15 protein-coding genes are annotated in these 12,778 nt (G+C 38.5%); all 15 read right to left on the bottom strand.

The annotated features are described in order from the left end of the window. Nucleotides 1-95 precede the first annotated feature (95 nt). The 15 genes from nuoL to KJ849_02115 all read right to left on the bottom strand — a co-directional run bounded on the left by nuoL (nt 96) and on the right by KJ849_02115 (nt 12,610). A complete protein-coding gene (gene nuoL, locus KJ849_02185; protein MBU2599370.1) occupies nt 96-1,946 on the bottom strand; it encodes an NADH-quinone oxidoreductase subunit L in 1,851 nt (616 codons plus the stop codon). A 29-nt stretch (nt 1,947-1,975) separates the two neighbouring features. Further along, nucleotides 1,976-2,281, bottom strand: a complete 306-nt coding sequence (gene nuoK, locus KJ849_02180; GenBank protein ID MBU2599369.1) for an NADH-quinone oxidoreductase subunit NuoK — start codon at nt 2,279-2,281, stop codon at nt 1,976-1,978. 60 nt (nt 2,282-2,341) lie between these two features. After that, a complete protein-coding gene (locus tag KJ849_02175) occupies nt 2,342-2,857 on the bottom strand; it encodes an NADH-quinone oxidoreductase subunit J (protein ID MBU2599368.1) in 516 nt (171 codons plus the stop codon). Nucleotides 2,858-2,866: 9 nt separating this feature from the next. Then, nucleotides 2,867-3,922 (bottom strand): NADH-quinone oxidoreductase subunit NuoH, encoded by a 1,056-nt coding sequence (gene nuoH, locus KJ849_02170; protein ID MBU2599367.1) that lies wholly within the window; start codon nt 3,920-3,922, stop codon nt 2,867-2,869. Nucleotides 3,923-4,021: 99 nt separating this feature from the next. Next, a complete protein-coding gene (locus KJ849_02165) occupies nt 4,022-4,492 on the bottom strand; it encodes an NADH-quinone oxidoreductase subunit I (GenBank protein ID MBU2599366.1) in 471 nt (156 codons plus the stop codon). 21 nt (nt 4,493-4,513) lie between these two features. Continuing rightward, the gene (gene nuoG / locus KJ849_02160; GenBank protein MBU2599365.1) at nt 4,514-7,003 is read right to left on the bottom strand and encodes an NADH-quinone oxidoreductase subunit NuoG; all 2,490 of its coding nucleotides are present in this window, start codon (nt 7,001-7,003) and stop codon (nt 4,514-4,516) included. Beyond that, the gene (locus tag KJ849_02155; protein ID MBU2599364.1) at nt 7,000-7,437 is read right to left on the bottom strand and encodes a HEPN domain-containing protein; all 438 of its coding nucleotides are present in this window, start codon (nt 7,435-7,437) and stop codon (nt 7,000-7,002) included. The genes nuoG and KJ849_02155 overlap by 4 nt, the downstream gene beginning before the upstream one ends. Beyond that, complete coding sequence (locus tag KJ849_02150) at nt 7,424-7,759, bottom strand: nucleotidyltransferase domain-containing protein (GenBank protein ID MBU2599363.1); 336 nt, start codon at nt 7,757-7,759, stop codon at nt 7,424-7,426. Before KJ849_02150 ends, KJ849_02155 begins: the two co-directional genes overlap by 14 nt. 12 nt (nt 7,760-7,771) lie before the next feature. Further along, nucleotides 7,772-9,559: an NADH-quinone oxidoreductase subunit NuoF gene (nuoF, locus tag KJ849_02145; GenBank protein ID MBU2599362.1), complete on the bottom strand. Its 1,788-nt coding sequence runs from the start codon at nt 9,557-9,559 to the stop codon at nt 7,772-7,774. Between the two features lie 25 nt (nt 9,560-9,584). Next, nucleotides 9,585-9,968, bottom strand: a complete 384-nt coding sequence (locus tag KJ849_02140) for a (2Fe-2S) ferredoxin domain-containing protein (protein MBU2599361.1) — start codon at nt 9,966-9,968, stop codon at nt 9,585-9,587. 29 nt (nt 9,969-9,997) lie between these two features. Beyond that, a complete protein-coding gene (locus KJ849_02135; protein ID MBU2599360.1) occupies nt 9,998-10,492 on the bottom strand; it encodes an NAD(P)H-dependent oxidoreductase subunit E in 495 nt (164 codons plus the stop codon). A 5-nt stretch (nt 10,493-10,497) separates the two neighbouring features. Next, on the bottom strand, nt 10,498-11,019 hold the full coding sequence (locus tag KJ849_02130) for an ATP-binding protein (GenBank protein ID MBU2599359.1): 522 nt from the start codon (nt 11,017-11,019) through the stop codon (nt 10,498-10,500). Between the two features lie 3 nt (nt 11,020-11,022). Continuing rightward, a complete protein-coding gene (locus KJ849_02125; protein MBU2599358.1) occupies nt 11,023-11,757 on the bottom strand; it encodes a PHP domain-containing protein in 735 nt (244 codons plus the stop codon). A 169-nt stretch (nt 11,758-11,926) separates the two neighbouring features. Next, complete coding sequence (locus KJ849_02120; protein MBU2599357.1) at nt 11,927-12,268, bottom strand: serine kinase; 342 nt, start codon at nt 12,266-12,268, stop codon at nt 11,927-11,929. A gap of 105 nt (nt 12,269-12,373) precedes the next feature. Further along, nucleotides 12,374-12,610 carry a type II toxin-antitoxin system HicA family toxin gene (locus KJ849_02115; protein MBU2599356.1) on the bottom strand — a complete coding sequence of 79 codons (237 nt, stop codon included), beginning with the start codon at nt 12,608-12,610 and terminating at the stop codon, nt 12,374-12,376. Nucleotides 12,611-12,778: the final 168 nt, after the last annotated feature.

Raw genomic sequence — 12,778 nt, 5'->3', positions numbered from 1 at the left:
TCTCTCTCGGAACAAATAAGATCAGGATAGTTCCTATTAATGGTGTAAAGACTATCCAGCTTAAGATTGAAAAATCCATCACTTGCTCCTTTTACTTAAAACATCCAAATGAATAACAAGACAATCAAACCACTCATAGCCATTATCATATAAGTCTGAACCAAACCTGTCTGGAGATGCCTAATCACTGCTCCACACCCAGCCGTAATACTTGCTACTCCATTAACTAAGCCATCAACTACCTTTGAATCAAAACTTAGGGCAAATCTCGTTAGCCCCACAAATGGCTTTATGATCACTGCTTGATAGATCTCATCAAAATAATATTTATTGAACACTGTCTTGTAAATAACCGTAGGTTTAATAAACTCAAGACTGATAACTTTTCTTCCATAAACAAGCCAGGCTCCTAATATCCCAAGAAAAGCTGCCGAAAGGGATAATATGGCTACTATTTGGTGCCCTCCATGAGCTTCTCTTAAATGCTGGCTCTCAAAGAAGACAAATTTTCCAAACCAGTGACCCATCCACGGTGAGTCAATCAGTCCAGCAACGATGGAAAGAAAAGCCAAAATACCCATAGGGAAGATCATGACTAAGGGTGATTCGTGAGGATGAGCATCTTTTTTTCGAAGCTGCCCCCCAAAAGTAACAAAACAAAGTCTAAACATATAAAAAGCTGTTAAAAATGCCCCTATTTCCCCCATAATGAATAAAGGCAGATGACCAGAAGTGTAAGCAGCTACAAGAATCTCTTCTTTGCTCCAAAATCCAGCAAATGGCGGCACCCCTGAAATAGCCAGTGAACCAATAATAAATACGGTTGCCGTAGCCGGCATCTTCTTGCCTAACCCGCCAGCATCCCAAATATCATTAGAGCGCATCGCATGAATGACACTTCCCGCCGCAAGAAACAAGAGGGCTTTAAAGAAAGCATGGGTAGTCAGATGGAACATACCAGCTGTAAACCCACCTACTCCTAATGCTAACATCATATACCCAAGTTGACTTAAGGTTGAATAAGCTAATACTCTCTTGATGTCGTTTTGACACAAACCAATACTTGCCGCAAACAAGGCGGTAAATCCACCTACATATCCTACCACAATTAACGAATCTAAACCTGCATCAAAGATGGCATATGTTCTGGCTACTAAGTATACTCCTGCAGCCACCATAGTCGCGGCGTGAATCAAGGCAGAAACTGGGGAGGGCCCTTCCATGGCATCTGGAAGCCAAGTGTGAAATGGAAACTGAGCTGATTTACCCATAGCCCCTAAAAATATCAAGATAGCTACCGTCGATAATATTCCAGCAGTAAGTTGACCTTCTTGAATTAATCTTTCTATGACTAAAAAGTTAAATGTCCCGGCATAAAAAGCTATACATAAGATTCCAATTAAGAAACCAGCATCAGCTAATCTGGTAATAATAAATGCTTTCTTGGCTGCCGCGGCTGCCGAAGGCTTGTGATGCCAATAACCAATTAATAAATAAGAACAAAGCCCTACTAATTCCCAACCCACAAATATAGTCACAAAATTATTTGCTACCACCAAACCTAACATGGAAAAGGTAAATAAAGAGATAAATGAATAGTATCTCGAAAAATCAACATCTTTCTCTGTCTCTAAATATCCTCGCGAATATATCTGGATCATCAAGCTTACCAAGGTAACTACTACCAACATCACAGCACACAAAGGATCTATCAACATCCCCACTTCTATCTGAAAACTTCCTGTCTCAAACCAAGGAAGGCTAAATTCATATCTACCTGGTCTAATGATTACCTCTTTTAACACCCCGCAAGCTAACAAGAATGAACCCATCATTATACCAATAGAGAGATAAGAAGAGATGTTCCTTAACCTCTTGGTAAAAAAGGTAATTATTATAAAAGCTATCAGTGGTAACCCTGGAATTAACCACGCATTATTGATCATAAAAAAACCCCTTCTTAATTACAAATCATTTACCATTTCATTAAGTTAATATCTTCCACTTTGATGCTCTTCAGACACCTGTAACCAGCTAAAATAATAGCTAATCCTACTACTACTTCGGCTGCTTCAATAGTAATTACAAAGATAGTAAAGATGTGTCCGGTAAGCTTGACTGGATCAACATATTTAGTAAAAGCTACAAAATTAAGATTAGCCGCATTAAGCATCAACTCAATGGAAATTAAGATCATCACTGCATTCCGTCTAACTAAGACACCGTAAATACCGATGCAAAAAAATACAGCCCCTAATATTAGATAATTGGTAAGACCCATAGAAACATCTCCTTTAAAATAACGATCATTTATAAAATTAAGCTAAACCTTGTTTTCTGCTTATTCTTTCTTTCTGGCAATAACTATTGCTCCAATTAAGGCTACCAGTAACGCTACTGAAACAAGCTCAAATGCTAAAACATAAGGACTGAGCAATAATCTTCCTATGTTGGCTATATCACCCTTAACAGGCAGAACAACTTCCTGCCATTTCATGGCTTTTAAGAGATAAAAAATAAGCCCAAATAAAACCGTAGCCACAATCACTGCTACCCCTTTTAATTGATTGCCTTGAGGCACAGATAAGTCGGTAATCTGATGGGTGAGCATAATCAAAAACATAAATAAGACCACAATAGCCCCCACAAAGATAAGAACTTGAACAAGAGCTAAAAATTCAGCCTCCAGGGTAATAAAAAGCCCCGCCACGCTCATCAGGAATCCGGCTAAAAACAAGACCGCATGAACAAGATTCCTTACTGTAACTGCCAAAACAGCACAAATAATACCCATCAAAGCTAAGATCCAAAAGGTCATATTCGGCAATAAAGAACAAATTTTTTCTAAGCAATCCATCGCCTCACCTCACCCTAAGACCATGACTAAACCTGTGATACCAATATTTAAAAAGGCTAAAGGTAGAAGAACTTTCCAACCAAAACTCATTAATTGATCAACCCGAATTCGGGGATAAGTCCACCTAAACCAGATAAAGACAAAGACTATTAAATATGTTTTTAATAAAAACCAGACCAGAGGTGGTAAAGCCAAACCAAGAATAGGTAGTCCCTGCCATCCACCAAGAAATAAGGTAGCGCCCATGGCCGAAGCAACAAACATATTAGCATACTCAGCTAAGAAAAACATAGCAAACTTTATTCCTCCATATTCAGTATGGAATCCAGCTACTAGTTCTGATTCTGCCTCCGGTAGATCAAAGGGAGCACGATTACATTCAGCAGTAGCGGCAATAATAAATAAGAAAAAGGCTAAAGGTTGCTTGACCACATACCAGCAATATTGTTGGGCCTCAACAATCTCACTGATCTTCAAAGAACCACAAAGCATAATAACACCAATCACCGAAAGGCTCATCGCTACTTCATAGCTCACAATCTGAGCGCCAGAGCGTAAGCCACCAAGCAATGAATATTTATTTCCAGATGACCAACCAGCTAAGATAATGCCAATCACTCCAAGACTACTAACGGCTAATAGATAAAGTAGTCCTAAGTTTAGGTCACGAATAATTAATCCCGGGGACCAAGGTATAATAAGATAAGTCATAATCGCAGGAGCCATTACAATTACTGGAGCAAAGAAATATGCCCACTTATCAGCTATCTTAGGCCTAATGCTTTCTTTAAGCAAAAGCTTAATGGCATCAGCTACTGTTTGTAAGATCCCATGAGGACCAACCCTCATTGGCCCAAGTCTATCTTGAATATGGCCAGCAATCTTACGCTCTGCTAAAACAAGTAACATCACATTAACAGAAATAAATCCACCCACCAGAGCCACTGTTATCACCATCGCCACTATCGTCACAAGAACTACCGGCAGTCCATAAAGACTACACATTCCAAACAAGAAGCTATGAATATTATTTACTAATAGTTGCGTATCATACAAAAATTGCATCTGATAACCTCATTAAAATATTGGTAAACGTTTAGATATCAACTTCTAACTATCAGTTATTTTTTTATTAGCTGACCGCTGATGGCTAAAGGCTTACCTTTACTTATATTTTGTCACTTCTAACTCTTTCGTTAGTTTATCCAAATCATAAATCATACTTTCCCGGTTGTAACAAGCCATTTCATAGTTCTTAGACATACTAATAGCTTCCTTGGGACAAGCTTCTACGCAAAATCCACAAAAGATACATCTCGATATATCGATTACATAAGTCTCTACTTTTTTATCATAACCTTGAATATCTGGCTTATCCATAACTTTAGTCGTTATCTTAATGGCTTCGGCTGGACAATACTTAGCACACAAGCCACACCCTACACATTTCTCTCGACCATCTTCATCTACCTTCAACCTCTGTAATCCTCGATATCCTTCCGCTACTTTCCAACGTTGGGTTGGATACTGAAGAGTTACTGCTGGCATAAATAAATGCTTAAAGGTAACCAGTAAACCTCGAATTAGTTCAATGATAGTAATGACAAAATTTACTTTTGGTGCATATTGTTTCATGCTTCACCAACTCCAGTTTATTTAAATCTTCTTAATACTTCCTTCTATGGGCATCATCTCTTTTCCAAGCAAACAAACCATATTTGTGGTGGGATAAAGATGAACCACAGCTACATATTTAGGAACCTCGGAACTTATTTTTACCTTGACTTGAACACTTGCCTTTTTAGAACTCACTATTACCTCGTCTCCATCTTCCACACCAAATCTTTTTGCTTCTTGGTCATTGATTTCAACCATAGGCTCTCCAACTTTAAGTAAAGATAAATTCCAAGCACTCAGAGAGCCAGAATAAAGATGACCAGGAGTAAAAACTAGTAATAATTTATCATCGAAACTTATTTCTTGGTCTTCTACTGCAATAAACTTACCCTTCCAATCTTTTTCTATGTAAAGAATACTACCTCCCCATGGTTTATCAATCTCTTTATACATAGGAATAGTCGCCACGATCTCCAGCCATATATCTTGAGGCACCTCAACTCCCCATCGTCTACACAAGTTAGTAAATATCTCTAAATCAGGTTTACTCTCGCCCAGACAAGGCAAGGCTTTCTTTAGCTTTTGAACCCTTCTTTCTAAATTGGTATATGTTCCTTCTTTTTCGGCAAAACTACAAATTGGCAAAACAACATCTGCTAATTCTGCTGTCTTGGTCATAAACATATCTTGCACTATTAGAAACTCTAAAGCTTCGAGAGCTTCTTTTATCTTAGGCAAAGGATAAGTAAGCAGGGGATTTTCTCCCACTATATACATCGCCTTAAGCCTTCCAGGCTCAAGCATTTCCAGCGCCCTGTATTCTTGGCTATCCACCGACCCAGACCCAGGCAGAAATCTTGATAAAGCTCCTAGATCTAAGACGCCCTGAGAATTATTCTTCTCACCTAAAAAATACACTCCGGTTGATTCCTTGCCCAGATGTCCAGTAATTAAAGCTAAATTACTCACGGCATAAGCTATATCTTTATCATTACCACCCCATGCCATACCAGTAGCCACTATGATAAGAGCCTTTTCTGTTTTGGCATAAATTTTAGCCGCCTTTTCTAATTCTTGAGGACTAATCTTGCATACCTTTTCTACATAGGTTGGTGTATATTTCTCTAGAAGTAACTTTAATTTCTCTACTCCCTCTGTCTTTTCATTAATAAAGCTTTTATTGATTAAGTCATTTTCTATGATCACCTTGATCATTCCATTAATTAAAGTTACTTCTGTTCCTGGTTTATAGATTAAGTTAATTTCAGCCTGAGGGCTAAGTTTTGTCCTTCGGTAGTTAGCTATTATTAACTTAGCCTTGTTTCGATTAACGGCTAAATTTACCTCTACCTTTATGTTAGGATGGGTTTCACTCAAATCAGCTCTTAAGAGTAAAATAGATTCTGCTCTTCTAATCTCACTAATAGAATTAGTAGAAGCAGCATAACCTAAAGCTTCTTTTAAGCCCACCAATCCTTGATAGCTATAACCACCACCATAGTCAAAATGACGACTACCTATTCCTTGACCAATTAATTTTTGGAAAAGATATACTTCCTCATTAGTTAGCCGGGCAGAACCAAGAGCGCCAATTGAGCCAGCACCCCTCTCTATCTTTATTTTGTCAAGCCTTAAGAATACAAAATCTAAAGCTTCAGTCCAGGTAACTTCTTTAAACTGACCATCTTTTTTAAGAAGTGGTTTCTTCAATCTCTCTGGATGATTAACAAACTCATAGCCAAACCTTCCTTTAGAACAAAGATTACCTTCGTTTATGCCTACCTGACCACAACTATTTATCCTCTTGATCTCATTATCTTTAACACCCAGCACCAAAGAACACCCATTTGAACAATAAGGACAAAGGGTTACTGTTTCCTTTAAGTCCCAAACCCTAGCTTTATACTTAAAGAGCCTTGAATTTAAAGCTCCTACTGGGCAAATAGAAATACACTGACCACAAAATTCGCAATCTAATGACCGGTCAAAATCTGTCCCTATATAGGTCTTCATACCTCGATTAATAAAACTTATCTCTCCTACTGCTTGAACCTCGTTACAAATCCGAACACACTTGCCACACAAAACACAACGACTTAAATTTCGCTCAATCAACGGACTAAGATGATCAACGGGTAAAGCTAATTTTTTACCTTTAAATCTATTCTCGGAAACACCATATTCATAAACTAATTCCTGAAGAGTACATTCTCCGGCTTTGTCGCAAATAGGACAATCAAGAGGATGATTGATCAGCAGAAGCTCTAAAATAGTCTTTCGCGCCTTAATAATCTCAGGGGTAGTAGTCTTAACCACCATTCCTTCAGTAGCCGGGGTACTACAAGAAGGAGTAAATTTTGTTCTTGTTTTTTCTACTTCAACCAGACAAATTCGACAAGCACCAAAAGGCAATAGTCGCTTGTCATGGCAAAGCGTAGGAACCTTACTTCCAGCCAGCTCACAAGCCTCTAAGATAGTTGCCCCATCTTCAATCTGAACTTCTTTTCCATTAATGGTTAGAGTTATCATCTAATTTCTTCCTCTGTTATCTCTGTAGTTTTAGCCATATATTTTTCAGCCCATTTGACTGCCTTTTCAGCAAGTTTTATAGCTTCATCCACATTTTCTTCTGTTATTTCCTCCCAATAGCCAGGGTATCGTGTTTCAACAGCATAAGGGGTTAAGATACCTGCGTCCATAATATCCTGGGGCAGAGTAATCCCCGCTTCTGATAATATATCCAAAAGTTCTTCTATGTCATGGGTTAATGGAAAATCAATCTTACAAAAGAGAAGGATAGATTTTAATGCCTTTTCAGCAGCCTGCTGAGTATGAAAACAAATCTGCTCCTCTAAAATATCTCCATTTTCCTTGCCAAGTTTACCGAGTTTTAAGTCGCTGAGTGCGGACTTCAGCCATTCTTCCGGCAAAACAAGCAACCTTCTTTTTTTAGATGGATTCATAAATAACCTTTCCATGTCTTATTGCTTCTTTATAAATTAAATAAGGTACATTCGCCAATTCTTTCAACTTGCTCTCTGAAATAACCAATATATCCATAGAAATATGTGTTCCCTTTAATGCATGGCGGATTCTAACGCTTTCCTTGCGTGGGCTTTCCATCTCATCTTTGGTTACTATTAAAATATCAAGATCGCTGTTTAAGTGGCTATTTCCACGAATATAAGAGCCAAAAAGGATTATTTTCCGTGGCTGGCTAAGTTCTATAATCTTCTGGATAATAGTTTGAACTTTTTCTGGAGTTATAGCCCATTTATTACTCATATATTCATTCCATTACTCAATGGCCATAAATCGACAATTAGCGAGACAAGTCTTACATTTGATGCACTTCTCTTTATCTATTACCGCCACCTGCTTCTTTTCCCATTTAATAGCCTCTACCGGGCAGTCTTTAACACAAAGTCCACACATCTTACACAACTTTGGATTTACTTCAAACTTCAGCAAAGCCAAACAAGAGTGAGCTGGGCAATATTTATCTTTAATATGGGCATCATACTCATTTCGAAAGTATTTAATCGTAGTCAGAACCGGGTTAGGTGCTGTCTGGCCAAGGCCACACAAAGATGCATCTTTAATTTGCTCGGCTAATTCCTGAAGCAACTCAATATCTCCTTCTTTGCCCCTGCCTTCGGTAATTTCATGAAGCATATTTAGCATCACATTGCTGCCTACCCGGCAAGGGACACATTTTCCACAAGACTCTTCCTGGGTGAATTCTAAGAAAAACCTGGCAATTCCTACCATACAAGTCGTCTCATCCATTACCACCATACCGCCAGAACCCATAATCGCCCCAGTCTGGGTAATGGATTCATAGTCAACAGGTGTATCTATAAGGCTTTCTGGGATACAGCCACCAGAGGGACCACCCATCTGAACAGCTTTAAACTTACGTTTATTTGGTATTCCACCACCAATATCATAGATAATTTGACGTAAAGGAATTCCCATTGGGACTTCTATCAAACCAATATTGTTTATTGCTCCGGTTAAGGCAAAGACCTTAGTTCCTTTACTCTTTTCAGTTCCAAGGCTAGCATACCATTGTCCACCATTTAAAATAATTTGTGGGATATTGGCCAAGGTTTCTACATTATTCAGAACAGATGGTTTCTGCCATAGACCTTTATGGGCAGGAAATGGCGGTCTTGGACGAGGCATACCACGCTTTCCCTCGATTGAGGTCATTAAGGCCGTTTCTTCACCACAAACAAAGGCACCGGCACCTTGATATATCTCCACCTCAAAGTCAAAGCCGGAGTTCAGGATGTTCTTGCCCAAAAGCCCATACTCCTTTGCTTGAGCAATGGCAATCTCTAATCTTGTAATAGCCAAGGGATACTCTGCCCGAACATATAAATAGCCCTGGTGAGCGCCAATTGCCTTAGCTCCAATTGCCATTCCCTCTAAGACAGCGTGAGGATCAGCCTCTAAAACAGACCTGTCCATAAATGCCCCAGGATCTCCCTCATCACCATTACAGAGAATATACTTGACCTCACCTTGGGCTTTAGCACAAAATTCCCACTTTAGTCCGGTGGGAAAGCCAGCTCCCCCTCTGCCACGTAAACCAGATTCTTTGACTGTTTGGATTATTTGTTCAGGTGTCATCTCAAGTAAGGCTTTGCCCATCCCTAAGTATCCATCTCTGGCAATATACTCATCAATCTTCTCCGCATCAATCAAGCCACGATTACGCAAAACCCGCAATATCTGGTGGCTAAAAAAGGGTATATCTCGCATCAGAGGAATAGGTGATTTCTCGACTGGGGGGATATACATCAGGTTCTTGACCGGTCTGCCCTTTAAAAAATGCTCTTCGACTAAGAATGGTATATTTTCGGGGTTAAGTCCTTGATAAAATATGCCTTCCGGATAGACGACCATCAACGGTCCTTTAGCACAAAAACCATTACAACCAGTTAGAACTATCTGGACTTCATTTTGTAAATTTTTCTTTTTTAGCTCATCTTCTAATACAGCTTTTACCTTGAGAGAGCCACTGGCAACACAACCAGTACCGGCACAGATTAAAAGATTTGCTCTAAATTGCTCCATATTTTCCTCATTAACTTTCTCTCCATTAATAAGTCGTCTCACTGCCCATCACTAAGGCATACTCCTGCACTGGCTTCCCAGAAAGAACATGTTCGCTAAATATTCTAACTATCTTATTTCCATCCAAGTCAACATATTTTACTGGTGGCTGATCTATTAATTCCACTGTGGCCATTGGCTCGCGACTACAAAGTCCCGCACAACCAGAGGTAGTAATAATGACATCCTTCACCTTCTCTTTTATTACCTCATCCATTAAAGCAGTCATCACCTTTCGCGCTCCAGCGGCCAGGCCACAAGTTCCCATATGAATCGTGACTTTGACTCTAAATCCACCTTCCCGCAATGTCGCGGTAGCACGATAATCCTCTTTAATCCTCTTCAAATCCTCTATGGTCAATCCTGACATACTCTTAACCTCACGTTTTTATAGTAATCTCACTCATATTGATTGACAATATTCATAATTTTAACTGAGTCAATCGCTCCATGAGTATCATTATCTACAACTACTACCGGTGCTAATCCACAAGCCCCTAAACAACGGACGCTCTCTAATGAAAATCTTCCATCTTCAGACATCCCGCCGACCTCAACCTTTAATTCTTGCTTTATCTTTTCTAAAACTTCATCGCTTCTCTTTACGTAACAGGCTGTTCCCATGCAGACCCTAACCAAGTGTCTTCCTCGTGGCACCATAGTAAAGAAAGAATAAAAAGATACTACCCCGTAAACCATACTTGGTGAAACATTTAGTCCTTCCGCAATCCGACGTTGGACTTGGGCAGGAAGAAACCCGGCTACCCCTTGCACTTGCTCTAAAACAGGGATAAGAGCCCCAGGCTTAGTCTTATACCTGGCAATAATTTCATCTATCTTTTCCCATTGTTCAGAGATTATTTCAGTCTTGACACATTGGCATCTTTTTTCCATAGTAGTTATCCTTCTTTAATATCATTTTGGATGATCTTAATCACCTCTGGATAATTTATAGGCACCCCTTCTAAACCAACTTTTATTTTAGCAGTATCTAAGGAATATTTCCACCTTCCTTTTTTATGCTCATACAAAAAATCTACCTCTGGATGACCAGCAATTAAAACTATCATTGTTTCGGCCATATCGCCTAATGGCTTGCGATCAAGGTGACTATATTTAAAGATTGCCGTAATCTTTGTGCCTTTATTAATCTTTGAATCTACCACCAATCTCCCTTCTGCTTCTTTAGCAGCTTGAGCAAAAAGGGGTAATCCTAAGCCTACCTTTTTGTTCTTAGTAGTAAAGAACGGATCAAAGACTTGTTGAAGTACCTCCTCTTTTATTCCTTGGCCATCATCTTCTATTTCAATTAAGAACAAGTCCTGCTTTAACTCTTCAGTAATTCTTATCTTAACTCTCTTTGCTCCTGCTTGAATTGAATTTTCAACGATATCGAGAATATGTAAGGATAAATCCTTCACTCTTTACCTTATCTTTCTTTTTCCCTTCCCACTCAAAGCCATCTTCATCTCTTTAACAGTTGGTTCTTTTATTAAAAATTGAGTCAAGCCTTTACCAATATCTGGTAAGTAATGAGCATCAGAACTGGTAATAAAAGAAAGACCATGTCTCTTAGGAAATCTCTTCCTTCTCTCTTCATAAGAAACTCGGGATGATACTTCTAAGCCATCTAACTTTAAGTCAGGTGGAATAAACCCTAATTGACCAATAATTCCAAATCCTTCTCTATCTATGTGAGCAGCTATAGCCATACCTTCAAAAATATGAATGCTCTCTATTAATTTAGAAATAGATAACTTAGTGCTCGTTATCAATAACCTTTGATTAAAACCTAAGACCTGATCAATTTCATTTACTACTACTTGTTCACCTAAGAACTCTGGATTATTTACCCCCGGCATTAAATTTTCATACACCAGCTCTTGAAATTTCAAGAGATCTTCATCTTCGTCAAAGAAAGCTAAAAGATGAACTTCCTCACTTGAGGTAACCTCCATTCCCCCTATCACTGTTAAGTTTTCTCTCTGACCTACTTTTTTTGCAACCACTACATTCTCCGCGGAATTATGGTCGCTTATCCCAATTATGTCTATGCCTTTATTCTTTGCTTCTCTGACTATGGCTTTAGGGGTCATATCCAACTCGGCACAAGGAGAAAGGCAAGTGTGGATATGAAGATCTGCTTTAAATAAATTCATTGCCCAATAAAGAGCTCGAAAAGATTTTTATCTTATTAGGCCAGATGCCTAATATAGTAGTTATTAACGAAAATTAAATATAGGAAATAATACCGAGCAATAAAAGATAAACTCGTTGGCATTCAATTAATTTGCTCTATGTCAAATTTTCATTAATAGGTGTTATAACTCAGTCATACCTGATACCAAATTGGTAGAGCTTACCTACTATTTCAAAAGCAGACATCTTACTTACCAAAATAGGAATCTTTTTTTGGACTGCTTTTTGGAGAGTATCTTCTTCTGGTTGACGAGCGCCAACTAATATAATTCCAGCTAATTCTTTTAAATCAGCCACAGCCACAATATTTTGATGAATCTGCAAGGTAACCCAAATATTTCCTTTTTGGGCATTGGCCATGACATCGGATAATAGATCAGAAACATATCCTCCGTTGACTTCATTAGTCAACACCTCAAAACCTGACTTAACTTCTAAATTTAATCTTGAAACTACTTCTTGTAAATTCATCACTATTTCTTAGTCTCTATATTTCTTTCCTCAAATTTTAAATGCTAAATTTGCAACGGTAAATTTGAAACCAATTTTTGTAACACTTCTTTAAGATAACACACATTAGTTTATAACCGTCCCTTTTTGCAAGAGGTTATCTATCTCTTTATCTGAAAAACCTAACTGACGAAAGACAAGTTTGATGTATTTGGGAGAGAGTTCTCCTTTGTTCATTACGATAGGTGCCCTATAAACCTCTTTGCCTTTAATCCGTTGAAACATTCCATGGCTTGTTCTTTTCTGTCTGAGGAATGTAACTCCATCTTTCTCAAGGAGGGCAATAAACTTTTTGCTGGACATAGCCGGAATCTTCTTAGGCATTTGCTAAGTGTAACAGCAAAATGAAAATGTCCTGTTTTCCGTTAAATAGAAATGTCCTATTTTGTATTAGATAAAAATGATCTTTTATATGGGTTTATTTTAAACTTCCTCCAAGGGTGATCCAATGGAAGAATATGCACCTTTCTT

It is taken from the genome of bacterium, from assembly GCA_018830565.1.
Lineage (GTDB): Bacteria > UBA9089 > JAHJRX01 > JAHJRX01 > JAHJRX01 > JAHJRX01.
This window is presented reverse-complemented; position numbering and strand designations above follow the sequence as displayed.